Origin of the sequence: Candidatus Rhabdochlamydia oedothoracis (assembly GCF_019453995.1) — a bacterium.
GTDB classification, from domain to species: domain Bacteria; phylum Chlamydiota; class Chlamydiia; order Chlamydiales; family Rhabdochlamydiaceae; genus Rhabdochlamydia; species Rhabdochlamydia oedothoracis.
In genome coordinates this window covers 1,559,544-1,583,469 of record NZ_CP075587.1, presented here as the reverse complement: position 1 = coordinate 1,583,469, position 23,926 = coordinate 1,559,544, and the positions used below count along the sequence as shown (strand labels likewise).

Here is a 23,926-nt window from a genome sequence, read left to right as displayed (position 1 = left end):
AGAGAGAGAAGATAAGCGTGGAGCATGACATATAAGATGAATCCATTTGAAACATTACTTGAGAAAATATCGGAAATTGAAGAACGCTTAAGCTATCAATTTAAAAACAAAAAAATTCTTATTTTAGCTTTTGTGCATCGATCGTTTTTTAATGAATATCGAGCGGTTGTAGATCAACATAATGAACGTTTAGAATTTTTAGGAGACTCGGTTCTAGAATTAATTATTTCTGATTATGTATATGAACATTTACCAACAGAACCTGAGGGTCATCTTTCTAATTTACGCTCTTCTATTGTAGAGGCAAGCAATTGTGCTCAGCTTCTAATTAAGCTAAATGTTGCAGAATTTATTTTATTAGGTAAAGGTGAAAGGATGAACGATGGACGCGGTCGGGAAAAAATTGTAGCGGATTTATTTGAAGCGCTCATTGGAGCCATTTACAAAGATGGGGGGCTAGAAGCCACTCGTCGGTTTTTTTTACATCATTTTGAAGAAAATATTAAAGAGATTATTTATAAGCCCTTGAGAAATTGGAAAGCAGAACTACAAGATTATGCACAAAAAAAACACCAAAAACCGCCTACTTATAAAGTACTAAAAGAATCAGGGCCCGATCACAGCAAAATATTTCAAGTAATTGCTTATATTGAAGATCAAGAAATAGGAGAGGGGACAGGCCCTTCTAAAAAGCAAGCAGAACAAGCGGCCGCTGAAAATGCGCTGAATAAATTGGAAAACAAGTATGACGATTAAACAACGTTCAATTTGGTGCTGCAGAGAATGCGGGCTTACCCAAGCTAAATGGACGGGGAGTTGTCCCGCTTGTCAAAAGTGGAACACTTTTGAAAAAGAGGTTCAAGCAGTTGATAAATCAGAGCGGTTTGCACATAGCAAATCACAACCTTTACGAATTAAAGAGATCAAATTCGAAGAATCCATGCGTATCTCAACCAAGCTGATAGAGCTGGATCGTTTACTAGGAGGAGGCATTGTCCCTGGCTCTTTAACACTCATTGGAGGCGATCCTGGAATTGGTAAATCCACTCTCATGTTGCAACTGGCTCAAAAACTAGCTGAACAAGGATTAACCGTTCTTTATATTTGTGGAGAAGAGTCCGTTGAACAAACCTCCTTAAGAGCTTTAAGACTCAAAGTGCAAGATGAACATCTATTTCTATTAAGTGAAACTCTTTTTTCTCATATTAAACTGCAGATCGAGCGTTTAAAACCTGATATAATGATTGTTGATTCGATACAGATTGTATATAAAAGTGAAATTCCTTCTGCCCCGGGCTCTGTTAGCCAAGTGCGAGAATTAGCTATGGAATTTATGCATCTAGCAAAAGGGTTAAAAATTGCAACTTTTCTTATAGGTCACGTGACAAAATCAGGAGAAATTGCAGGACCTAAAGTGCTAGAGCATATTGTGGACACCGTATTGGATTTTGAAGGAGAAAAACAACAGGGATATCGGATGCTTCGCTCTGTGAAAAATCGTTTTGGTCCTACAGATGAGATTGCCTTATTTCAAATGAACACAACAGGACTTACCGAAGTGCATAATCCTTCTTTATTATTTATGGAAGAGAGAACAAAAGAGTTGCCAGGCTCTGTAATTATTCCTGCATTAGAAGGGAGTCGCTCACTACTAGTGGAAGCACAAGCTTTGGTTGCCCCTTCTTCTTTTTCTACCTCAACGCGCAAATCAACAGGATTAGATCCTAATCGATTAAGCCTGCTACTCGCAGTATTAGAGAAGAAAATGGATTACCGACTCTATAATTGTGATATATTTGTATGTATTGCAGGAGGGTTGAAGATTTTTGAGCCAGCTATTGATTTAGGGGTTATTCTAGCTATTGCCTCTTCTTTTTGTAATAGTTGTATAGATCCTTCCACAGCCATTGTTGGTGAAGTGGGACTAGGAGGTGAAGTTCGTAGTGTTTCTCGGATTGAAAATAGAATTCGAGAGGTCATTCATATGGGATTTAAGCAATGTATTATTCCTAAACGCAATGTAAAAGGTATTTCTTCTGATCTGTTACATAAAATTCGTCTCATTGAAGTAGAAGTGGTGGAGGATGCTATTCATGCACTTATGTAATCAAATCTTTGTAGCAGCGCGAAACTCTCGTCTATCGCGCGCCCAAGTAAAAGAAGTGCGCCAAGAGCTGCAAATGATTCATCCAAATCGTGTTTTTGTGCCTACTTGGATTCGGACAACAGGAGATGACAGATTAGATCTTTCTTTGAGATTTTTAAGTAAAATCGATTTTTTTACTAAAGAAGTAGATCAGTTAGTGTTATCCGGGATTTGTAGAGTAGGAATTCACTCAGCTAAAGATTTACCAGACCCTTTAGAACAAGGATTAAAAATAGTTGCTATCACGAAAGGAGTAGATGCAAGAGATGTTTTGGTTTTACCTCCCCACCAAACCATAGATACCCTGCCAAAAAAAGCGCGTATTGCTACCTCTACTCTGCGTCGTGAAAAAGCTATTAAAAATTTAAGAGATGATTTGATTTGTGTAGATATTCGCGGAGTCATTGAAGCTCGTTTGGCTTATCTTTACCGAGGAGAAATTGAGGGGCTGGTTATGGCTGAAGCTGCATTGATTCGCTTACATTTAACACATTTAAATCGGTTTTTTTTATCAACAGAAGTAGCTGCGTTGCAAGGTAAATTAGCCGTTGTTGCTAGACAAGACGATCAAGAGATGTTGCAGGTTTTTTCTGCAATAAATACTTTCCAAGAACTAGATCTCATCAATAGTTATTTGTGAAGAAAGTTCTCTATCTGGGAACAGATCCTTCGTATTATAAAGCAAAGGGGGCCCAAATCATTCACTACCCCGTGATTCAAATTGTGCCCAGAATGGACTCCTATGTTAAGGCAGCTTATAGCAAGTTATCAAACTATACACATCTTCTATTTACTAGTAAAAATACGGTTCAGGTTTTTTTTCAGCAGTTAAACGACCTTGGCATATCTAAAAATCTTTTAGAGCCGATTACCATCATTGCCATTGGCCAAGTTACTGCTAGTTATGTAAAAAAATATGCCCATTGCTCTTTTGTTGCAGAAAAAGAGACGCAAGAGGGAATAGTTGCTTTTTTGCGTACACAGTCTTTAGAAAAAACCCATTTTTTTTTCCCTCGTTCCAGTCTTTCTAGAAATGTAATCATGGATTTTTTTCAAAAATCAAATATCTCATTTCAAGATTGTTTTATTTACGATACAGTTGTTCAAAAAAATCAGCCTATTCCTGATCTAGAAGATATAGATGAAATTATTTTTACAAGCCCTTCGACTATCAAAGCTTTTTTAGAGATTTTTTCTGCTATTCCCTTAGATAAAAAGCTTATAACCATGGGACCTATTACGCAAAAGGCATTATCTGAGATAATTTAAGGCGTTGCTATTTCCAAAGGTTTAGGTTTAAAGCTAGCTAGTAACTCCTCTGTTTTATCGGTATTTTCCCAGGGGAAAATGATATCATCTCTTCCAAAATGTCCATATGCTGCGGTTTTTGCATAGATTGGCTGCAATAAATTAAGCTGTTGGATAATAGCATGGGGCCTTAAATCAAAATGTTGTAGAATAAGTTGCATAATTCTTTTCTCATCGATGTGATTAGTGCCAAATGTCTCTACAAAAACAGAAGTTGGTTTCGCTACGCCAATAGCGTAAGAGATTTGAATTTCACAACGGTCGGCAAATCCCGCAGCTACAATATTTTTAGCTACATATCTTCCCATATAAGCAGCGCAGCGATCTACCTTGGAAGGATCTTTACCAGAAAAAGCTCCTCCTCCATGACGCGCTGCACCACCGTAGGAATCTACAATAATTTTACGACCTGTTAAACCGCAGTCGGCTTGAGGACCACCGATTACAAAACGGCCTGTAGGATTAATGAGATAACGTGTATCTTTTGTAATCCATTTAGCTGGGATTACTGGCTTAATCATCTCTTCGATGACAGCTTCTTTTAAATCGGAATAACTAATTTCTTCTTTGTGTTGTGTAGATAAAACAATGGTATCTACATAAGCTGGTTTTTTATCGATATAACAAAAAGTGACCTGACTTTTTGCATCTGGTTGTAGCCAAGATAATTTACCCGATTTACGCAAAAAGGCTTGACGCTGCATTAAGCGGTGAGCATAGGTAATCGGTGCTGGCATCAGCACATCTGTTTCATTAGTAGCATAACCAAACATCAGACCTTGATCTCCAGCGCCCTGATCATCTTCTATTCGATCTATGCCGATAGCAATATCACTAGACTGTTGGCTAATAGCATTGATAATAGAGCAAGAATTTGCATCAAGACCTGAGCTTATGTTGTCATAGCCTATGTTTAGGAGTAAATCTCGAATAGCTCTTTCCCAATTTATTTGCGCCTGCGCGCTGATTTCTCCTGCAACAACAACCATAGATGTTTTCACTAAAGTTTCACAAGCCACCCTTGCTTTAGGATCTTGAGCCAAACCAATATCTAAGATCGTATCGGAAATCTGATCTGCTACTTTGTCAGGATGTCCTTCAGAAACAGATTCCGAAGTGAATAAATAGGATTTTAGCATAAGAAATCTCTTGGGTTGTATGTAGATTTTAGAAAGTTTTTAATTTTTTTTGAGAAAATTTGTCAATCTAAAGAAAGAATATTTCTAGATAAAAAATAAGAGATTAAGGTGAATGTAATTGGTTTTTACTAAAAAAATGCCCTGTTTTATCCGTAGACTTTTGCAAAATATTAGTAAGCGGTTTATATTTAGAATCACATCATTTATCTTAAAAATAGCGGAGTTTATTTTCATGTCTGCCCCTTACACATTACCCGATCTCTCTTATGATTTTTCTGCTTTAGAACCGGTCATCTCTGCAGAGATTATGAAATTGCATTATTCTAAGCACCACGCTGGATATGTAGCCAATTTAAATGCTGCTTTAGAAAAATATGCGGAAGCGGAAAAAAAGAGGGATTTATCTACAACGATTGAATTGCAGCAGGCTATTAAATTTAATGGCGGCGGTCATCTCAACCATAGTATTTTTTGGACCAACTTAGCTCCTATAGATAAAGGAGGAGGGGAAAAACCCAAGGGGGATTTTTTAAAGGCTATTATAGAGCAATTTGGTTCGTTAGAGCATCTAATAGAGCAACTTAGCTCTATAACGATTGCTATTCAGGGTTCTGGTTGGGGTTGGTTGGGCTATAATCGGGTAGAAAAAAAAATCGTAATGACTACATGCGCTAATCAAGATCCTCTTTGTATAAAAAAGTATGTACCATTGCTAGGGATTGATGTTTGGGAGCATGCCTACTACCTAGACTATAAGAATGTTAGAGCTGATTATATAAAAAATATTTTTAAAGTGGTCAATTGGAAAAATGTGGAAGAACGCTTTCTCTCTGCAAAAAAATAAATTTAAATAGAGATTTTTTCATTTTAGTTGTTGCTTAAAGAATAGCTTTAAATATATAATTACTTTTTACTTACAAATTAACTGGTTTTATTTATGGGTCTTTTTTCAAAGAATAAGCCAAAGATTAAAGTTCAAACAATTAAAAAAGATGGTTATAGTGGATGGATTAAATGCACGCACTGTCATGAGATCATCCATGCAAATGAATTACAAGAAAATCTCTCTTGTTGTCCGAAATGCAATTACCATTATCGTTTGTCAGGTTCTCAAAGGGTTAAACTTTTATCGGATCAGGATAGTTTTGAAGAGCTTTTTACAGATCTAAAGCCAATGGATCCTTTGGATTTTACAGATGCAGAGTCTTATGTAAATAGAATCTTGAAAGCGACCAAAACCTCTTGTCGTGATGAGGCGGTGATTGTAGGGAAAGCTACGATATGCGAAACACAGATTGCTTTAGGAGTGCTTGATTTTACGTTTATGGTGGGGTCTATGGGATCGGTAGTGGGGGAGAGACTTGCCCTACTGATTGAATATGCCTTAAATCACGAACTGCCGATAGTTATTGTCTCTGCTTCTGGAGGAGCCAGAATGCAAGAATCGGCGCTCTCTTTGATGCAAATGGCAAAAACATCTGCTGCTTTAGCAAAACTGCACGAAGAAGGACTGCCTTTTATTTCTGTAATGACAAACCCTACATTAGGCGGCGTTACAGCTTCCTTTGCTTCTTTGGGAGATATTATTATTGCAGAACCAGATGCTTTAATCGGTTTTGCAGGCCCTCGAGTAGTAGAACAAACCATGAGAAAAAAGCTTCCTTCAAACGCACAATGCTCAGAGTTTCTTTTGGAAAGAGGAATGATTGACTGTATTGTGTCCCGTCATCGGTTAAAACAAACTTTAAGCGACCTCTTAATGTTTTTAACACATCAAAAAAAAACAAAAACCTCTTTATTAGAAAAACCTTTGAAAAAAATCCCTCAAAAACTACAAGATCTGTTAGAACTAAGTACTATTGCAGGACAAGGACTAAAACGTTAAATTTAAAGGAAAATAGATGTCTGAGAGATTGGAAGTAGGAATTGATTTAGAAAAAGAAGAGTGTATTCCAGAGTATGCTTCTCAGCAAGCAGCAGGAGCAGATGTAAAAGCGCATATAACGGAAGAAAAGGTATTGAAGCCCGGAGCTTCTCTTCTTATTCCCACAGGGATCTATTTGGAAATTCCAAATGGTTATGAAGCGCAAGTTCGCCCTCGAAGCGGACTTGCGTTAAAACAACAAATTACAGTACTAAATTCTCCTGGTACCATCGACTCTGATTATCGAGGAGAAATTAAGATTATTTTAATAAATCATGGCAAGTCAGATTTTATAATTACTCCTGGTATGCGTATTGCGCAAATGGTTTTTGCACCTGTTATACAATCTGTATTTACCAGGAAAAATGATTTAGCCATAACTAAAAGAGGAGAGGGTGGGTTTGGCCATACTGGCACGCATTAATCATCAAATCTCATTAGGTTTTAGTGATTTAAGGAATTTTTTTAAACGGGATAGTACGTTGGCAATTTCTGATTATTTAAATGAAGATCTCGTTTTATTTATGCAAGCTAACAATCGTGATGATGCTTTAAATCGCTTAGTGAGTCTACTAGAAGAGAAAAAAAAGCTTCAAGATTCTAAACGATTTTATCAGGCAATTTTAGAAAGAGAAAAGATTGTTCCTACTGCAATTGGGCTTGGGGTTGCAGTTCCTCATGCGAAGCTACATAGCTATAAGGATTTCTTTATCGCAGTAGGAATTCAGGTACAGCACGGCTTAGAATGGGACGCTCTTGATGGTATAGCAGTCCAACTCATTTTTATGATTGGAGGTCCCGATAATCGACAAACAGAATACTTGCGCATTTTGTCTCATTTGACAATGGCGGTTAAAAATAAAGAAAGGCGCAAAAAACTGCTTAAATGCCATTGTGCTAAAGAAGTAATCGAAATGTTTAACGGATGTTAAACTAAGAGGAAAAACCATGGATCTTACAATTAAAGACGTTGCTAAGTTGTTCAATATTTCAGAAGCCGCGATTCATAGATTATTGCTTCATAATAAAATTCCTTCTTATTGTATTAATGGAGAGCACCGGTTTGGCTTAATCGAAATAGAAAACTGGATGCTAAAATTTGATTTGAAAAAGCTTCAAGAAACAGCTTCTTGCGATCAACAAATCTACCCTCTAACCGACCAAAAGCAGCAAGCGCAAATAGAGAATCCAGTGAGTGGTGGAATGGTGCAGTTTTGTCTATATCGCGCTCTTCACCAAGGAGACGTCTTAACTAATATCAAAGGAAATAAGAAAGAAGAGATCATTTCTGCTGTAACTAAAATTGTAGCTCCTAAACTCAATGTGGATGCAGATATATTAACAGAGCTTTTAATCGATCGTGAAGACTTAAGCCCAACAGCTTTAGGAAATGGTCTTGCGGTTCCCCATACAAGAGAAGCAATGGCGAAAGGATCATTTGACATGGTGTTTATTGTGTATCCTGAATCACCTCTGGAATATGGAGCTTTAGATTCTAAGCCAGTACACACGCTATTTTTCTTATTTGCTGGGAGTGATAAAGCGCATCTTCAACTTCTGGCAAAATTAGCACATTTAAGTAGTTATAAAGAGGCATTTCAATTGTTACTAGACCGTTCTGATAAAGCTACTCTATTAGATTTTGTTCGAAATTGGGAAGGACAGATCCGTTCTATTGGATAGATTAGACCTCTTGCATAACCTGAATTTTAAAGCTCCCAATTATAGATTCCTGCTATAAGATTAAATCTTAGGCAAAAGCGTTTCCGTCGATTTCTATTTCGTTTTCTTATCTACGACTATTTGACTTTTGATCGTATGCTTTTTCTTTTTTCCGGAGTAAAAATGCTTCTGTCTATTATTGCGATTTTTTATCTTTGACTTTTTTTGGGGACGCTCTATAGGTGTTTCTGATGCATCTATAAGAATTACTTCGTATTCCATGTCACTCTTAAGAAGAGCTTTTTTCCCAGGCAGTGAAAACTTCCTGCTTTTAATCCATGTGTCTTCTACCCATCTGCAGGCTCAATAACATGCACTTTCACTCAGATCGTAACTACAACCTGTGTGAAAATACGTTCGATATTAGAGCTCTTTCAAAACTAGGAAATAAAAAAGCCCTTGTATAAAATAATGCCCTTAAAAATACGTAAGGGCATGATGAAATTTGAAAAAGCAAAAAGTTTAGACAACGAGAAATTCCGAAGATTAACCGGAGTAAAACGTAGGACATTTGATCAAATGAGCTTGATTTTGGAGATAAGTCACAAAGAGAAAAAAGCCCGAGGAGGCCGCGTCAATAAATTAAAAATAGAAGACATGTTACTGATGACCTTAGAGTATCTAAGAGAGTATAGAACCTATTTTCACATAAGCCAGAGCTATAATATCAGTGAAAGTACAGCTTATAAAACAATAAAATGGGTAGAATACACCCTGATAAAACATCCCCTATTTGCACTGCTTGGACGTAAAGAGCTATTAAAAAGCGATATGGAATATGATGTTATTTTAATAGATGCCAAAGAAACACCCATAGAGCGCCCTAAAAAAAACAAAAACATTTTTACTCAGGGAAGAAGAAAAGGCACACCTTAAAGACGCAGCTTGATAATGAGCAAGGACACAAAAAAGATTATTTGTACCTTTTTTTCCAAAGGTAGAAGACATAATTTTAGGATATTTAAGGATTCTAAAATCAAGTTTCATTCCGAAATAAACCTTCTAACAGATGGAGGGTATCTAGGACTTAAAAAGCTTCATGCTAAAACCCAAATGCCTAAAAGAAGAAGCAAGAAAAATCCTTTAACAAAACAAGACAAAAAAAATAATCAATTCCTTTCCAAAGAACGTGTAATTAATGAAAATGCTATTGGTCTGCTTAAGCGATTCAAAATTTTAGCTGATCGTTATAGAAATAGACGAAAAAGGTTTGGTCTTCGGTTCAATCTAATTGCGGGCATTTATAATCTGGAGCTATGTTAATGGGTTTTGAAAGAGGTCTATTCTCTCAAATATTCTAAAGTCATTAAAAGCTTGTCTTCTAGCCTTAGTAAGCCTTTCATTGCATCATGTCGTAAAGATTATTTATTAGATCTAGTAGGTGCAAAGGAAATTCTTCATGCGTAAGCCCTGCAGTTGTGGTAGCAGTACGGGCAGCACTCAAGAAACTTCCTATTTTTAAATCCATCTTTAATCTCCTTAATGGGCCCTTTCAACCTTGAAGTGCACAAAAAAGAACATATAAATACTTGAAAAAACATCTATTGTGCACCCGAGCATAGCATGTTTGTAGATAATCTCGTAAACACTTCTAGTGGAGTTTCGAAGTTGAGAGCCTTTCTAGGTCTGTTATTTAGTAAAGTTTCCACCCTTTCTATATCCTTGGAAGTCGTATCTAAAAAGCTTTGTGTTTTAGGAAAATATTGCCTAACTAGTCCGTTTGTATGCTCATTTAAGCCTCTTTCCCAAGAATGGTAGGGCGTTGCAAAGTAGAAGTCTGTCTCTAGCTCGAAACTAACCATTTGGTGATAGGCAAATTCTTTTCCGTTGTCTGCTGTTAATGTGTGTACAAAATCTTTGATAGGTTTAAGTTGTTCAATTAACGCTTGACTTACTTCCTCTGCAGTTTTATGAGAAACTTTGGCGAGCTTAGTTAGCTTGGAAGTTCTTTCTACCATTGATACAATTACGCCTTTATGTCCTGCCCCTATGACTGTATCTAGTTCCCAGTCTCCTAAACGAGTCTTTTTTTCTACAATACAAGGCCGTTGCTTAATATCTATACGACCAGGCATGTTCCCTCTTCCAGAAGCTCCCTTTCTCTGCTTGTTATATTTTTTCCCTCGATGACGGAGCTCTCTATAAAGCTGTCCTCCCTGTCGTTTATCTTTCCAGATATGATTATAGATGGTCTCATGACTAACATGTTCTTTACCATGTCTTTTAAGCCATCCGGATATTTGTATAGGGCTCCATTGCAACTTGATTTTTTCTTCAATACGGGTAACTATTTGAGGAGTCATTTTTTTATTGGGCTGAGAATTTTTTCTAAGAAATGCTTTTTCTTGAGCTTGCTGATGACGGTATCCTCGTTGCCCTTTATTTCTCTTAAGTTCCCTACTAATAGTGCTATGATGAACTTTTAGAATGTTTGCTATTGAGCTAGATGTATCTCCTCTAGCTTTTAAAATATAAATCTGACATCTTTGGTCATAGGTTAGGTGATGGTAGCCTTTAGGCAAGGTCTCTCCTTGTGTTTGATTGTTAAAAATCACAATAGAGATTCTTTCATCGCCTGCCTATTCTTTTTTTAATTCTTCTGTGCACTTCAAACTTGAAAAGACTATGTTTAATAAACATAATTAAAATAATTAGTTTATTTTTTTTCTTGTAATTCATAATTTATATGCTTTTACACACATTTTCGATCGAGTATGTGATGAAAACCAGAGATAGAGCATCGGTTAACAAAAGTAAACCACCCATGGACAAATGGCCAAGTTGAACGGATGAACAGAACCCTTAAAGAGGCTACCGTGAAAAGATACCACTACCAAACCCATCAGTAGTTAAAAGAGCATTTATATAATTTTTTAAATGCCTATAGTGGTTTAAATTTATTTTTTTCTTTTAAGCACATATTTCTAAAAACGCTTGATCAATAGCTTCTGAAAGAGTAGAAAATGTGTTAAGAGTTGATTGTACTTTTCTCTTAAAGTTAGCCCAAAATATTTCAATTGGATTTAAATCTGGGGAAATAGGGAGGTAAAAATAAGACTTCGCAACCAGCCTTCTTGATTATTTCTAAACTCAGCTGTGACTTATGAAAACTTGCATTGTCCATGATGATAACTTGACCGGCTTTAAGTTCAGGAATGAGAATTTTCTCTAACCATGTATTAAATAAATCGGTATTGCATGTCACTGTATAACAAAAAGGAGCTCCAATAGAGGATTGTCTTTTTGCTGCTATAAAACTTTCTCTGAAAAAACGATTACCAGAGACAGACCCATATATTTTTTCTCCACGAATACCTCTTCCTTTCTCGCGTTGGAGGTATTCATTAATTCCACTTTCATCGATGTAAACTCGATTCTCTTCAGGAATATTTTCTAGCTTTTGTTTAAACTCTTCTCGTTTCTTTTCATCTCTTTCTTTATAGAAAGATGTCTTTTTTTTAAGGTTATTTTCAATCTTTTACATGCATAAAAAACCGCAGGAATTGTTGTTCCAAATGTCTCTGCTATTTCTCTAAGATAAGCATCAGCATGTTCTTGAATATAATGTTTTAACTTTTCATTATTGAGTTTATTTGGTGATCTTTGCTTCAACTTGGGAGCTAAATCGCCTTGCTTTTCTAACTTTTTCCAATTTAGAAGAGTACGAGGAGAAATTCCAAAAGCCTGACCCACCGCTAAAGGAGAACCACATCTTTTTAAATATTTTAAAGCTTTTATTCTTAACTCTCTTGAGTATGTCATATTTTGAATTATACAACTTACTTAAGAAAAAATAAATTTAATTCACTATATAACTTTGCGAAAAGATTGAAAGCTCTAAAGCGATTGACACCATTTGAGCATGTTATCAAAAGTTGGCAAAAAAAACCAAAAAGTTTTAGAATCAACCCACTCCATCACACTTTGGGACTAAACATCTTTTGAAATATGACTCTTTTTAATCCTGTTAATCGACGAAACTCTTCGTTCTTAAAATCCTTTAAACAATCGTATTTCATGACAAAGCTTTTTAAAGGTTTAATCGTTTTATAGATTATCTACAAGTTATGCAAGAGATCTATTATTTATTTTTCTATTCATAAAAACAAACTTATCTTATCCTTATCTTAAACTTTTCCACTAAAAAATGAACCTCCTTTTTTATGTCTAAACAGTTATTTGTCAAAAAATCTTTAAAAGATTTATTAGGTCAAGCCTCACAATCTAGTCGTGGTCTTACGCGCTCTTTGGGACCGGTTAATTTAACAGCAATGGGAGTAGGGGCCATTATAGGTGCTGGAATTTTTGTATTAACAGGACAAGCAGCAGCTCAATACGCAGGTCCTGGAATTCTTATTTCGTTTGTTTTAGCAGCGATGATTTGTATTTTTGCAGCTCTTTGCTATGCAGAGTTTGCTTCTTTAATTCCTATTGCAGGAAGTGCTTATACTTATGCGTATGTTACCATGGGTGAATTGACCGCCTGGATCATTGGTTGGGGCTTAACCATGGAATATTTATTTTCTGCAGCAACCGTTTCTGTGGGATGGTCTGGATATTTTGTGAGCTTACTAAAAGATTTTGGAATACAATTACCCTCTTTTTTAGCCGGTTCTCCATTAAGTTATGAAATAGGAATAGGATGGACAACAACAGATGCTATCATGAATCTTCCCGCCATGTTTATTGTTGCTATCATGGGGACTTTGGTTTGCATCGGAATTAAAGCGGCTGCTGGTTTTAATAACTTAATGGTAATTATCAAAATGGGAGTAATCTTGCTGTTTATTGGCTGTGGGGTTGCTTTTATCAATTTAGATCATTTAATACCATTCATTCCAGAGAATACAGGGGAATTTGGAGCGTATGGATTTAGTGGTATTTTACGTGGAGCCGGAGTTGTTTTCTTTGCTTTTATCGGTTTTGATGCCCTTTCTACTCTAGCACAAGAAGCACGCAATCCACAAAAAGATCTACCGATCGGGATGTTAGGATCGCTTGGCATATCTACTCTTGCATATATCGTCATTGGAATTATTCTACTTGGCATCGTACCTTACACTATGCTAGATGTTCCAGATCCCATTGCAATAGCTGTAAATGCTTTAGGCCCTAAATTTATTTGGCTACGTTTAGTTCTTAAATTTGCTATTTTAGCAGGTTTAACTTCTGTTGTACTAGTCATGATCTTAGGGCAATCTCGCATTTTTTATACAATGGCAAATGATGGGTTGTTGCCTAAACCTTTTAGCCAGATTAGTAAAAGGTTTCATACTCCATTTTTTACCTCCATTGTAGTCACTCTTGCTGCTATGTTATTAGCAGGGGTTTTCCCAGTTGGTATTTTAGGTCAGTTGACTTCAATGGGAGCTCTTTTAGCTTTTGCGATTGTTTGCTTTGGTATTTTGATTCTGCGTTATAAACAACCTTTATTGCACCGCCCATTTAAAACTCCTTTTGTACCTTGGATCCCTTTGGCAGGTACTTTATGTTGTATTATTCAGATGCTAGCTTTTCCAGCTGTTAGTTGGTGGCAAATGTTTATTTGGATGGTGATAGGGTGTATTATTTATTTTTCCTATGGTATAAAAAATAGTAAAATCCGTCATCCGGTTAAGAAATAAGGTTATTCATGACTAGCCCTTGCCAGAACCGATGGTTCTGGTAAGGGCTTTTTACTTCTTCCTAAAAATACTAAGAGCCTGTTTAAAATCTTTTCAAAAGTAGAGCAATAAAAGCGAGAACCACCATATTCAGGCTTGTATGTAGTTTTCTTTCGCAATTTTTACATAGCCTGCGACATTTTTCTATCCACGCAAAAGAACGCTCTACAACCCATTGTATCAGTATTTTTAACACTTTGAGCATCAATAATTACAAAGCTTGTTTTCTCTTTCTGACCACTGCTTTTTCTGACCTCGCCAACCAATTTTTTTTAAAACTATTTCAAGAATACGCTTAGAATTTTTATCATCTTTTTTATTCCAAAGAGGGAAATAATAATCACATAATTCCCATTTAGGATATTCTATGGCTTTTTGTGATTCAGAGTTTTTTGCATATTCATTGCCTTTCCAGTGATCGCGCACTTCATTTGCCGAAAGCAAGGAAGCACAGGCAAGGGACAACGATAAAAAGAAGTTAGAGATGAAAGTATTCATGATCAGATTCTCCGGGCTATTACTGTTGGGAAAATATGGGCTTGGTCATAAATAATCTCGATCTCGTCAAATCCGGCATCCAGTAGCTGAGATTTTACCAATTCTTCTGATCGAAATATTTGCCATTTCGCTTCGAGGATATCGGAAAAAATCGCTCTCTGTAAGAGTGCATGTTCGGGATTGATCCTATCCGCATTCCACTTGGGTGGAGGAATCAAAAAACTTGTGATGAGCCACCCACCTGGTTTTAAAGCGAAGAAAAACTGACGATATAGATCCACAATCTTTTGATTGTCGGGCTCATAGATGGACAGTCCATTACTTGTGATCAGATCAAATTTACCATCACAACATAAGTCCCAAGCATCCCTTTGTAGAAAAGAAGATCTGCTCTCTAATCCACGATCTCTGGCAAGCGCTTGGCCTTGAGCTATGGACTCAGGATCAATATCTATCCCACAAAGAGAAAAGCCAGAGATTTGAGAAAAATCCAGATCTAATAGATCGGCCATTAAGCCGCATGGGACAGATGCTAAAGACATGCTATTGCTCAGTCTTTTTTGGATCTCTCGTTTAAAAATCTGAAAGCGTTCCTGAGTGGCAAGGCTGGTGGGGGCTTGATCCAGGATAAATGACTCCAAGGCAGTAAAAGGTTTGTTTTCAGCATCTAGTCTCGTCAAGAGCCCTTGCTGAGGATGAGTGACAACGTAATGTGTCCAATATCCATTCAAGCCTCCTCTTTCCAAAACAAAGCGTCCTAAGCCGAATTGCGAAAGCTCCTCAACTAGCTCTAGCTGTCGTTCCACAGAAATATAAGGAAGATCTCCTCTCTGAAAGACTTTACTTCTTGCCTTATCCAAGGCTTCGATCAGCGTACCCTGTTCTGCATGAGATAGGTTCATAGTTCTCCAAGAAATTTCAAGAGAGGTCTCCTCCCCAAAAAGGATATAGTGGTTCCGATTCAATCGCATAGAAAAATATAGGATTAACGACAAGTTTCAAGTCGTTGACTTGAACCCCATTAAGCTAGCCGTTTGAATTGGCACTACTATATACTCGTTTACATTCAAATTAAGAGGTTGAGTATATAAACTTTTTTATAAAAAGAACAACATTTTCTTGCAAGATAGAGCAGCTTTTTCAAAAAAACTCAAGACTTCCAAAAAAATCCAGTAAGAAGAAGCCGTTAACAAAAGAAGAGAAAAAGCAGAATCAAGAGATTTCCTCTGAGCGAGTTGTTAATGAAAACGTGATTGGCAGTCTAAAAAGATGTAAAATTTTAAGTGGCAAATATAGGAACAGAAGAAAAAGGTTTGGTTTACGGTTCAATCTTATTGCTGGAATCTACAATTATGAAATTTTTATTTAACTACGCAAGAGGTCTATTGCTCTACTTTTGAAAAGATTTTAAACAGGCTCTAAGGCTAAAGCTTTATAACCGGTTTAAGTTTCGGGTATTGCACCTTTCCTAACCTGACAGGAAGGTTAGAGGAGCTCTTGTATAAAAACAGCTTTTGATAAAGGGGAATCATAGCCCTATCTGGTTTTTAAATCAAATCCAAATGCTTGATTTACAAATTAATATATTAAATTATTTATTGTTTTGCATTTTTAAAATATAATTAATTTAATTTAATTAAAAATAAATGGCTTGATTTTTATAAAGAAAATGATATGGTTCATTGTCATAACGCTAGTTATGAAAATAAATAATTTAATACAGGATTTTATCATGTTACTATTAATTAATGCTGTTCAGGCTGCTATGGATCTTAATAAAGATTTAACTCCTTTAAAAACCAGTAAGGCAGATTTATCTTCTTTGAATGGCGTATTTATTTCCGGCTTACCAAAATTAACACTTTCTCAAAATATTTTTGAGAAGGGAAATCAGCTTATAAAAAGATTTAATCCTACATATCCTACTACACAACACGTTATATACAAGGGGCGTATTAAAGAGGTTTTAGGATGGAATATTTATCATGCAGTAAAAGTAAAAGGCTATATAAAAGATAAGTTAAAAAATCTTTCAAATACAGAGTTTGCAAGACTGAAAAGAAGATGCGATAAAATACGCTCTCCTCAGCATTTATTGGGGGTTTTCACCGAGATTATGCATGAAGGAAGAAAGGTTCCTTTACTTAAAGAAGAACAATTAGAACAATTGTTAGCTTCTTGGCCAGGATTAAAAAAGGTCATTGACAAAGGCGTTCAAACTTTTAACCAGGAAGCAACTAAGCAAGGAATCAAGTTAAAAGAAAAAATTTCATTAAAAGAAGAGCAGCTATTTGTTATACAGACAATTTATGACCTTGATTCTGAAAACAATATAACACCTGAAAAATGGAATAGAATGGATAGGGTTAAGAAAAAAAAGTTATTTTCATTGATTTCTGAAGGCAATATTAACAGTTGCTTAGAGAAAAGAAGCAGATTCGAAAAAACATTATTTGCAAAGAGTCCAGATAAGAAAAAGCTCAAAGAGCTTAAGAGCAGTATTCACCAAGCTGTTAAAGTGGATCTCTGTTCCCTAGAATATCCATCTATATCTGATGAAAAAAGTTAGGGGGCTTCTGGCTCGATCATCCCACCACCTAGGCAACGATTGCCAGCATAGAACACAATCGATTGCCTAGGGGTGATTGCTCTTTGAGGTTCTAAGAAGCGTACAAAAGCTTTTGTTTCGGAAATTTTTTCAATGACACAGTTTTGGTCTTTCTGTCGGTAACGGATTTTAGCAGAGCAAGGATAAGGCGTTTGAGGGGAAAGATCCGCTACCCAGCTTAAATCCGTTGCAATAAGCTCTGATTGATAAAGGCTAGGATGGTCTAAGCCTTGCTCAACAATAATGACATTGCGTTTTATATCTTTGGCAACGACAAACCAAGCATCGCCAGCTCCTCCAATTTTTAGTCCTTTGCGTTGGCCTATTGTGTAGTAAGCAAGACCGTCGTGATAACCCAGGACTTGTCCTTGCGTGTTCTCAAACGCCCCTTTTTGATAACCAAGATAAGGAAGAAGGAAATTTTTGAAGTTGCGTTTACCAATAAAACAGATCCCTACACTATCTTTTTTTTTCGCTGTAAAAAGATTGTGAGATAAAGCAATTGAGCGCACTTCTTGTTTGGTTAGATGTCCAATGGGAAAGAGAACTTTTTCCAATATTTTTTGTGAGAGGGTATAGAGAAAATAACTCTGGTCTTTATTGGGATCTTGGCCTTTATGTAAATAAAAAGACTTTTCTTCTTCAATAGTGCAATAGTGACCAGTTGCTAGGTAATCAGCGCCAAGACTCATTGCTTTATCGAGAAAAACCTTAAATTTAATTTCGCGGTTACAGAGAATGTCTGGATTGGGAGTATAACCTTTTTTTAATTCAGAAAGGAAATAAGAGAAGACAGATTCTTGGTATTCTTTGACAAAATTCACTGTATAGCAAGGGATGTCAATCTGGGCACAAACCTTCTGGACATCTTCAAAATCAGAAGCTGAAAGACAGATGCCTTTTTCATCTTTTTCTTCCCAATTCTTCATGAAAAGGCCCATGACTTGATAGCCCTTTGCTTTAAGCAACAAGGCGGCAACAGAGGAGTCTACTCCTCCAGACATCCCCACAACAACCGTTTTTTTCATATGAATGACTTTTTTTTAAGTAATTATACCGCGTTCTATTGGCAGCCACTAAGCCATGATGATCCATTGCTGTCGTTTGAATTTCTCCTTCTGAAACCTCTACCATACCGTACCTCTTTGTTTAAAAAAGACATAATAGCACAAAAGGCTTAGCTAATTCCAAAAACATAGTAGTGCCAATTCAAACGGCTAGCTTAATGGGTTTCAAGTCAACGACTTGAAACTTGTCGTTAATCCTATATTTTTCTATACGATTGAATCGGAACCACTATATGTTCTTTTTTGTGCACCCGAGCATAGCATATTTGTAGATAATCTCCTAAACACTTCTAGTGGAGTTTTGAAGTTGAGAGCCTTTCTAGGTCTGTTATTTAGTATAAGTTTCCACCCTTTCCATATCCTTGGAAGTCGTATCTAAAAAGCTTTGTGTTTTAGGAAAATATTGCCTAACTAGTCCTTTTGTATGCTCATTTAAGCCTCTTTCCCAAGAATGGTAGGGCGTTGCAAAGTAGAAAGTCTGACTCTAGCTCGAAACTAACCATTTGGTGATAGGCAAATTCTTTTCCGTTGTCTGCTGTTAATGTGTGTACAAAATCTTTGATAGGTTTAAGTTGTTCAATTAACGCTTGACTTACTTCCTCTGCAGTTTTATGAGAAACTTTGGCGAGCTTAATTTAGCTTGGAAGTTCTTTCTACCATTGATACAATTACGCCTTTATGTCTTGCCCCTATGACTGTATCTAGTTCCCAGTCTCCTAAACGAGTCTTTTTTTCTACAATACAAGGCCGTTGCTTAATATCTATACGACCAGGGATGTTCCCTCTTCCAGAAGTTCCCTTTCTCTGCTTGTTATATTTTTTCCCTCGATGACGGAGCTCTCTATAAAGATGTCCTCCCTGTCGTTTATCTTTCCAGATATGATTATAGATGGTCTCATGACTAACATGTTCTTTACCATGTCTTTTAAGCCATCCGGATATCTGTATAGGGCTTTATTGCAACTTGATTTTTTCTTCAATACTGGTAACTATTTGAGGAGTCATTTTTTTATTGGGCTGAGAATTTTTTCTAAGAGCCTGTTTAAAATCTTTTCAAAAGTAGAGCAATAAAAGCAAGAACCACCATATTCAGGCTTGTATGTAGTTTTCTTTCGCAATTTTTCCATAGCCTGCGACATTTTTCTATCCACGCAAAAGAACGCTCTACAACCCATCTTTTGGGAATAACTGTAAAAGTATGAAGTGTATTTCTTTTAGCTATTTCTACTATACATCCTAATATCTCCTGCACACTCTTTGCAAATTTTTCTCCAGAATATCCTCCATCTGCTAAAACATTTTTTACACCGAACAAATGGTTTTTATGTAGTGAAAATGCTTCTATACACCCATTTCTGTCAGTGATATTAGCGGTGGTAATGTGAATCGCATGAGGAAGCCCTTGGGTATCGACTGCTATATGTCTTTTTATTCCTGATATTTTTTTCCCTGCATCATATCCTTTTCTTCTCCGCTGTATCAGTATTTTTAACACTTTGAGCATCAATAATTACAAAGCTTGTTTTCTCTTTCCGACCACTGCTTTTTCTGACCTCGCCAACCAATTTTTTTTAAAACTATTTCAAGAATACTCTTAGAATTTTTATCATCTTTTTTATTCCAAAGAGGGAAATAATAATCACATAATTCCCATTTAGGATATTCTATGGGTAACATACGCCACTGGCACCCACTTTTTAAAATGTACAAATTCGTCTTTGGATTCTGTAACAGAAAAGTATATTCAGCTCATGCAGAATCGAACAACCATTGTGATTGCACATCGCCTTTCAACACTTTCCCGCATGGACCGGATTTTAGTTTTTAATCAAGGAAAGATTATTGAAGAAGGTACTCATGCGGCTTTGATGTCCAAAGATGGTTTATATGCCAGAATGTGGAACATGCAAGTAGGAGGCTTTTTGCCTCAGGCATCTATACTAGTTTGATTTCAAATTAAGAATTGTATAACTAGGTTTTTTTGAAAAAAATGCTCTATCTTGCAAGAAGATGTTATCTTTTGTATAAAAATGTTTATATATTCAAACTCTTAATTTAAATATGAACGAGTATATATGAGAAAACATAAATAAACCTCGTAATTTCTGCTTTTTGGAAAAAATTAAAAATAATGCAAGCAGGAATAATTCGATGGGAAAAAGAAGATCTGTTAGAGGCTTGTATTGAGCTTTCTTTCGCAGTTTTTCCATAAGCGTCGGCACATTTTTCCAGCCATGCAAAAGAATGCTCTACATAATTACTCCCGAGTTTTTCAAGTAATTCATGTAAACCGACAGGAGCCAGCTCCTGATTTAGCTGGTGTAATACGGCCATTCTTCAAGATTTTTGGCCGATAAGAACAAAGGGGGGGGGTTAGCGCACCTCTTTATTATTTAACCACCTTCTGCAGGAGCTTGTTTATCAGCTATGGTCAAACATTCTTCCTGAGGAGTGAGCAAGAGCTTATCCTCATTTGCTGAAATTAACCAGTGACCGCCTTTGCCTGGATTTAGCAAAAGTTGTTCTGCTAGAGGGTCCTCTAAGTATTGTTCGATGATACGACGTAAAGGTCTGGCTCCCATTGCAGGATCAAAGCCTTTATTTACCAAAAAGTCTTTTGCTTTTTCATCAAGTATGAAAGATATCTGTTTTCTAGCTAGACGCTCTAACACTTTTTTCACCTCTAATTCAATGACGTTAAAGAGATGAGCTCTATCCAGAGGTTTAAAGATAATCATTCCGTCTAGGCGGTTGATAAACTCTGGTTTAAATCCTTTAGCAACCGAGCGTCTAATAGTCTCTTCCATAGATTTATAGTCAGGGGTGCCTTCACCCGCTGCAAAACCTACTTCAGAGGATCTACGAATAAGATCTGCACCTAAATTTGAAGTCATAATGATGATGGTATTACGGAAGTCAATTCGGCGGCCAAATGAATCGGTTAGGCGCCCTTCCTCTAATATTTGTAAAAGCATATTCAGTACATCCGGGTGTGCTTTTTCTACCTCATCAAATAACACTACACAATAAGGCCTTTGTCTTACTTGTTCTGTCAATTGACCACCTTCTTCATGACCTACATAGCCAGGAGGAGAACCAGTCATGCGGCTGATAGAAAACTTCTCCATATATTCAGACATATCGACCTGAATTAGGGCATCTTCACCGCCGAACATATTAATGGCAAGTTGCTTTGCTAATAGCGTTTTTCCCACACCTGTGGGTCCTAGAAAGAGAAAAGCGCCAATAGGTCTATTGGGATCCTTAATATCGGCTCTGCTGCGGCGGATAGCTCTACAAACAACGCTTACTGCATCATCTTGACCGATAATGTTTTTCTTTAGGATCTCTTCCATTTTAAGCACTTTTGTAGTTTCTCCTTCTGTTAACCTTGTCAGAGGAATTTTTGTTTGCTTAGCTACGATTTCTGCAACTTCTTCTTCATCAACAATTACTTGGTGTTCTTCTTTGTTATTTTTCCATCTCTCACTGATCTGCTTTAGCTGCTCTCGTAGGTTCTGTTCGGTATCGCGTAATTTGGCAGCTTCTTCATACTCTTGTTTTTCTAAAGCGGTTTCTTTAGCTACAAGAACTTTTTCGATTTCTGTTTCATATTTTGTAATTTCTTGAGACTGGGGCATGGTTGCAATCCGCGCTTTAGCTCCGGCTTCATCGATCAAATCGATTGCTTTATCTGGTAGGAATCTTCCTGTAATATAACGATCTGATAGATAGACAGCGGATTTAATCGAAGAATCGGTATAAATGCACTTATGATGATCTTCATATTTGGCTTTTAGGCCCATTAAAATAGCAACAGCCTCTTCAACAGAGGGGGGGGTAACGAGAATTTTCTGAAAACGCCTTTCTAAAGCAGCGTCTTTTTCAATGTGTTTGCGGTATTCATCAATAGTAGTTGCTCCAATGCACTGGATTTCACCACGAGAGAGTGCGGGTTTTAAAATATTGGACGCGTCAATGGCTCCTTCAGCAGCGCCTGCTCCAACAATCGTATGTAGCTCATCGATAAAGAGAAGGATATTTCCATTCTTTTTAATCTCATCCATAACCGCTTTGATTCGCTCTTCAAACTGTCCGCGGTATTTAGTTCCTGCAATCATCAAAGTAAGGTCGAGTGAAATCAGGCGTTTTTTAATCAAATGGTCAGGAACTTCACCTTTAACAATGGCTTGAGCTAACCCTTCTACTATTGCTGTTTTTCCTACTCCTGCTTCTCCGATTAAAACCGGGTTATTTTTGCGTCTTCTACAGAGAATTAAAATCAGGCGCTCCACCTCTTCTTTTCTGCCGATTACTGGATCAAGCTTCCCTTCGCGACAAGCTTCGGTTAAATCGTGACCGTAGGCTTTCAGCGCAGGCATTTTTTCTGAGGTCATTCCTTTTTCTGGGGCTTTACTTGCAGAAGAGTAATTAGGATTATTTGAAGAACTCATACCAGAAGGGGGGATCTGTAAATTGAAGATTTCTAATTCTTTAAGGATCTCTCGGTAAATATCTTTTAAGTTCACATTGAGATTTTCTAGTACTTGCGCAGCAACGCCATCTCGCTGGCGTAAAAGAGCTAGCAATAGGTGCTCTGTTCCTACATAATTGTGATTAAGATTGGCAGCTTCTTCATTGGAGTATTCAAAAACTTTTTTTACTTTTCCCGTTAATGCGGGATCTCCATAGACCTGGATTTCTGGTCCAAAGCCAACAAGTCTTTCTACTTCAGCACGTACAGTATCGTAATCTAAATTAAAATTACGAAGTACATTAACAGCAATTCCTTGACCGAGTTTGAGCAATCCAAGTAAGATGTGTTCAGTTCCAAGGTAGTTGTGATTAAGGCGTTGGGCTTCTTTTTTTGCAAGTTTAATGACTTGCTTAGCACGGTTAGTAAATTTATCAAACATATATTACCTTTTTTATCCCATCCTCTTAATAAACCGATAATTCTAGGGGTCTTTTCCTTTTTTTGACAAATTAGACAAAGTTAATCAAGAGATTTCTTCGTGCTTATTAAGTTATTTTAAATGAACAATTTTTCTTTTTTAGGTATTCTTGAGCTTTAGAATTTAAAAAAAATATAGTGAATTCATGGAAACTACCGAATGCATAATTATACACACTGAGCGAAAAAGTGCCGAGGAAAATATGCGCTTTGATACGGAGCTCTTAGAAAATGCGAAAAATTTTTTAATCCCAGTGCTCCATTTCTATGAATGGGAATCTCCTAGCGCGACCTATGGCTATTTTACAGATCCTGCCTCCTTGCTTTTTTTAGATCAAATCGGGCCGCTTGATTTAGCAAAAAGGCCAACAGGGGGGGGGGTGATTTTTCATATTTGGGATTTTGCTTTTAGCATTTTAGTACCAGCTAGTTCTGCTCTTTATTCAGTAAATACTTTAAATAATTACGCATTGATTAATGCAATTGTTCTATCCTCGATTGAATCTTTTTTAGGAAATAGCACTTCCTTTTACCTTACTCCCCAAGATGGAGCATCTTTAGTTAAGGATTGTAAGCATTTTTGTATGGCAAAGCCAACCCAGTATGATGTGATGTTAAAAAATAAAAAAGTAGCAGGGGCTGCTCAGCGTAAAACAAAAAAGGGCTTTTTACATCAGGGGAGTATTTGTCTACAGCTTCCCGACCGCAAATATCTTAACCAAATCATTCGTTCTAAAGAAGTGATTGATGCTATGTATGCGCATACATTTCCTCTTTTAGGGGATCAAGCTGTTTCAAAAGCGCAAATAGAGTCAGCAAAGGTAGATCTTCAAACACTTTTAACCTGTGATTTAAACCGCATTTGCTTAAAATATTCACAAGCAAATTGTTAAAGAG

The 23,926-nt window shown here is 36.7% G+C and carries 19 protein-coding genes and 6 pseudogenes; 14 read left to right on the top strand and 11 right to left on the bottom strand.

Annotated features, from left to right (window positions below):
• Positions 1–36: 36 nt before the first annotated feature.
• The 4 genes from rnc to RHABOEDO_RS08730 are packed head-to-tail and all read left to right on the top strand — an operon-like array spanning position 37 to position 3,415.
• Positions 37–756, top strand: coding sequence for a ribonuclease III (gene rnc / locus RHABOEDO_RS08745; RefSeq protein ID WP_215216508.1), 720 nt, complete (start codon positions 37–39; stop codon positions 754–756).
• Entirely contained in the window at positions 746–2,107 is a 1,362-nt protein-coding gene (gene radA, locus RHABOEDO_RS08740; RefSeq protein ID WP_215216494.1) for a DNA repair protein RadA, read from the top strand. The genes rnc and radA overlap by 11 nt, the downstream gene beginning before the upstream one ends.
• On the top strand, positions 2,094–2,786 hold the full coding sequence (gene hemC / locus RHABOEDO_RS08735; RefSeq protein ID WP_215216493.1) for a hydroxymethylbilane synthase: 693 nt from the start codon (positions 2,094–2,096) through the stop codon (positions 2,784–2,786). The genes radA and hemC overlap by 14 nt, the downstream gene beginning before the upstream one ends.
• Complete coding sequence (locus RHABOEDO_RS08730) at positions 2,783–3,415, top strand: uroporphyrinogen-III synthase (RefSeq protein WP_256439891.1); 633 nt, start codon at positions 2,783–2,785, stop codon at positions 3,413–3,415. The genes hemC and RHABOEDO_RS08730 overlap by 4 nt, the downstream gene beginning before the upstream one ends.
• Here RHABOEDO_RS08730 and metK read toward each other — a convergent pair.
• Positions 3,412–4,593: a methionine adenosyltransferase gene (metK, locus tag RHABOEDO_RS08725; RefSeq protein ID WP_215216491.1), complete on the bottom strand. Its 1,182-nt coding sequence runs from the start codon at positions 4,591–4,593 to the stop codon at positions 3,412–3,414. The genes RHABOEDO_RS08730 and metK overlap by 4 nt on opposite strands.
• A gap of 232 nt (positions 4,594–4,825) precedes the next feature.
• Here metK and RHABOEDO_RS08720 point away from each other — a divergent pair, with 232 nt between their 5' ends.
• The 5 genes from RHABOEDO_RS08720 to RHABOEDO_RS08700 all read left to right on the top strand — a co-directional run bounded on the left by RHABOEDO_RS08720 (position 4,826) and on the right by RHABOEDO_RS08700 (position 8,200).
• Positions 4,826–5,437, top strand: coding sequence for a superoxide dismutase (locus tag RHABOEDO_RS08720; protein ID WP_215216490.1), 612 nt, complete (start codon positions 4,826–4,828; stop codon positions 5,435–5,437).
• A gap of 93 nt (positions 5,438–5,530) precedes the next feature.
• Entirely contained in the window at positions 5,531–6,478 is a 948-nt protein-coding gene (gene accD / locus RHABOEDO_RS08715) for an acetyl-CoA carboxylase, carboxyltransferase subunit beta (RefSeq protein WP_215216489.1), read from the top strand.
• 28 nt (positions 6,479–6,506) lie between these two features.
• Complete coding sequence (dut, locus tag RHABOEDO_RS08710; protein WP_434062188.1) at positions 6,507–6,941, top strand: dUTP diphosphatase; 435 nt, start codon at positions 6,507–6,509, stop codon at positions 6,939–6,941.
• Positions 6,919–7,449, top strand: a complete 531-nt coding sequence (locus RHABOEDO_RS08705) for a PTS sugar transporter subunit IIA (protein ID WP_245397512.1) — start codon at positions 6,919–6,921, stop codon at positions 7,447–7,449. The genes dut and RHABOEDO_RS08705 overlap by 23 nt, the downstream gene beginning before the upstream one ends.
• Before the next feature lie 16 nt (positions 7,450–7,465).
• Positions 7,466–8,200 (top strand): PTS sugar transporter subunit IIA, encoded by a 735-nt coding sequence (locus RHABOEDO_RS08700; RefSeq protein ID WP_215216487.1) that lies wholly within the window; start codon positions 7,466–7,468, stop codon positions 8,198–8,200.
• Between the two features lie 96 nt (positions 8,201–8,296).
• Here RHABOEDO_RS08700 and RHABOEDO_RS10990 read toward each other — a convergent pair.
• Positions 8,297–8,602: pseudogene (locus tag RHABOEDO_RS10990) on the bottom strand (transposase family protein); the annotation flags it as partial.
• A gap of 75 nt (positions 8,603–8,677) precedes the next feature.
• Here RHABOEDO_RS10990 and RHABOEDO_RS08690 point away from each other — a divergent pair.
• Positions 8,678–9,502 (top strand): annotated as a pseudogene (locus tag RHABOEDO_RS08690) (IS5 family transposase).
• Between the two features lie 278 nt (positions 9,503–9,780).
• On the opposite strand, the gene RHABOEDO_RS08685 reads toward RHABOEDO_RS08690, so the two are convergent.
• Positions 9,781–10,794, bottom strand: a complete 1,014-nt coding sequence (locus tag RHABOEDO_RS08685) for an IS30 family transposase (protein ID WP_215216525.1) — start codon at positions 10,792–10,794, stop codon at positions 9,781–9,783.
• Positions 10,795–10,927: 133 nt separating this feature from the next.
• Here RHABOEDO_RS08685 and RHABOEDO_RS08680 point away from each other — a divergent pair.
• Positions 10,928–11,085, top strand: a pseudogene (locus RHABOEDO_RS08680) (integrase core domain-containing protein); the annotation flags it as partial.
• A gap of 167 nt (positions 11,086–11,252) precedes the next feature.
• Here RHABOEDO_RS08680 and RHABOEDO_RS11605 read toward each other — a convergent pair.
• Together RHABOEDO_RS11605 and RHABOEDO_RS08670 are read right to left on the bottom strand one after the other, a co-directional pair.
• Positions 11,253–11,603 (bottom strand): transposase, encoded by a 351-nt coding sequence (locus RHABOEDO_RS11605; protein WP_350339718.1) that lies wholly within the window; start codon positions 11,601–11,603, stop codon positions 11,253–11,255.
• A 29-nt stretch (positions 11,604–11,632) separates the two neighbouring features.
• Entirely contained in the window at positions 11,633–12,001 is a 369-nt protein-coding gene (locus tag RHABOEDO_RS08670) for an IS630 transposase-related protein (RefSeq protein WP_215217710.1), read from the bottom strand.
• Between the two features lie 401 nt (positions 12,002–12,402).
• On the opposite strand from RHABOEDO_RS08670, the gene RHABOEDO_RS08665 reads away from it, so the two are divergent.
• Positions 12,403–13,863 (top strand): amino acid permease, encoded by a 1,461-nt coding sequence (locus tag RHABOEDO_RS08665; RefSeq protein ID WP_215217711.1) that lies wholly within the window; start codon positions 12,403–12,405, stop codon positions 13,861–13,863.
• An 82-nt stretch (positions 13,864–13,945) separates the two neighbouring features.
• Here the strand turns inward: RHABOEDO_RS08665 and RHABOEDO_RS11870 are convergent.
• The 4 genes and pseudogenes from RHABOEDO_RS11870 to RHABOEDO_RS08625 all read right to left on the bottom strand — a co-directional run.
• Positions 13,946–14,080: pseudogene (locus RHABOEDO_RS11870) on the bottom strand (IS5/IS1182 family transposase); the annotation flags it as partial.
• Between the two features lie 2,885 nt (positions 14,081–16,965).
• Positions 16,966–18,036 (bottom strand): tRNA 2-thiouridine(34) synthase MnmA, encoded by a 1,071-nt coding sequence (mnmA, locus tag RHABOEDO_RS08635; RefSeq protein ID WP_215217634.1) that lies wholly within the window; start codon positions 18,034–18,036, stop codon positions 16,966–16,968.
• A 669-nt stretch (positions 18,037–18,705) separates the two neighbouring features.
• Entirely contained in the window at positions 18,706–19,017 is a 312-nt protein-coding gene (locus RHABOEDO_RS11585; protein WP_350339717.1) for an IS30 family transposase, read from the bottom strand.
• A gap of 100 nt (positions 19,018–19,117) precedes the next feature.
• Positions 19,118–19,785, bottom strand: a pseudogene (locus RHABOEDO_RS08625) (IS5 family transposase); the annotation flags it as partial.
• A 2-nt stretch (positions 19,786–19,787) separates the two neighbouring features.
• Here RHABOEDO_RS08625 and RHABOEDO_RS08615 point away from each other — a divergent pair.
• A pseudogene (locus tag RHABOEDO_RS08615) lies at positions 19,788–20,024 on the top strand (ABC transporter ATP-binding protein); the annotation flags it as partial.
• Positions 20,025–20,130: 106 nt separating this feature from the next.
• Here the strand turns inward: RHABOEDO_RS08615 and RHABOEDO_RS08610 are convergent.
• Both RHABOEDO_RS08610 and RHABOEDO_RS08605 read right to left on the bottom strand, forming a co-directional pair.
• Positions 20,131–20,409 carry a hypothetical protein gene (locus RHABOEDO_RS08610; protein WP_215217480.1) on the bottom strand — a complete coding sequence of 93 codons (279 nt, stop codon included), beginning with the start codon at positions 20,407–20,409 and terminating at the stop codon, positions 20,131–20,133.
• Between the two features lie 59 nt (positions 20,410–20,468).
• Positions 20,469–22,991 carry an ATP-dependent Clp protease ATP-binding subunit gene (locus RHABOEDO_RS08605; RefSeq protein ID WP_215217477.1) on the bottom strand — a complete coding sequence of 841 codons (2,523 nt, stop codon included), beginning with the start codon at positions 22,989–22,991 and terminating at the stop codon, positions 20,469–20,471.
• A gap of 241 nt (positions 22,992–23,232) precedes the next feature.
• Here RHABOEDO_RS08605 and RHABOEDO_RS08600 point away from each other — a divergent pair, with 241 nt between their 5' ends.
• Positions 23,233–23,922: a lipoyl protein ligase domain-containing protein gene (locus tag RHABOEDO_RS08600; protein ID WP_215217476.1), complete on the top strand. Its 690-nt coding sequence runs from the start codon at positions 23,233–23,235 to the stop codon at positions 23,920–23,922.
• Positions 23,923–23,926: the final 4 nt, after the last annotated feature.

Bases quoted from the DNA above. Each gene is read 5' to 3' on its own strand.
- accD (WP_215216489.1), top strand. From the start codon at position 5,531: ATGGGTCTTTTTTCAAAGAATAAGCCAAAGATTAAAGTTCAAACAATT.
- radA (WP_215216494.1), top strand. From the start codon at position 746: ATGACGATTAAACAACGTTCAATTTGGTGCTGCAGAGAATGCGGGCTT.
- hemC (WP_215216493.1), top strand. From the start codon at position 2,094: ATGCACTTATGTAATCAAATCTTTGTAGCAGCGCGAAACTCTCGTCTA.
- metK (WP_215216491.1), bottom strand. From the start codon at position 4,593: ATGCTAAAATCCTATTTATTCACTTCGGAATCTGTTTCTGAAGGACAT.
- RHABOEDO_RS08600 (WP_215217476.1), top strand. From the start codon at position 23,233: ATGCGCTTTGATACGGAGCTCTTAGAAAATGCGAAAAATTTTTTAATC.
- RHABOEDO_RS08720 (WP_215216490.1), top strand. From the start codon at position 4,826: ATGTCTGCCCCTTACACATTACCCGATCTCTCTTATGATTTTTCTGCT.
- mnmA (WP_215217634.1), bottom strand. From the start codon at position 18,036: ATGAAAAAAACGGTTGTTGTGGGGATGTCTGGAGGAGTAGACTCCTCT.
- RHABOEDO_RS08605 (WP_215217477.1), bottom strand. From the start codon at position 22,991: ATGTTTGATAAATTTACTAACCGTGCTAAGCAAGTCATTAAACTTGCA.
- RHABOEDO_RS08700 (WP_215216487.1), top strand. From the start codon at position 7,466: ATGGATCTTACAATTAAAGACGTTGCTAAGTTGTTCAATATTTCAGAA.
- RHABOEDO_RS08610 (WP_215217480.1), bottom strand. From the start codon at position 20,409: ATGGCCGTATTACACCAGCTAAATCAGGAGCTGGCTCCTGTCGGTTTA.
- rnc (WP_215216508.1), top strand. From the start codon at position 37: ATGAATCCATTTGAAACATTACTTGAGAAAATATCGGAAATTGAAGAA.
- RHABOEDO_RS08665 (WP_215217711.1), top strand. From the start codon at position 12,403: ATGTCTAAACAGTTATTTGTCAAAAAATCTTTAAAAGATTTATTAGGT.
- RHABOEDO_RS08670 (WP_215217710.1), bottom strand. From the start codon at position 12,001: ATGACATACTCAAGAGAGTTAAGAATAAAAGCTTTAAAATATTTAAAA.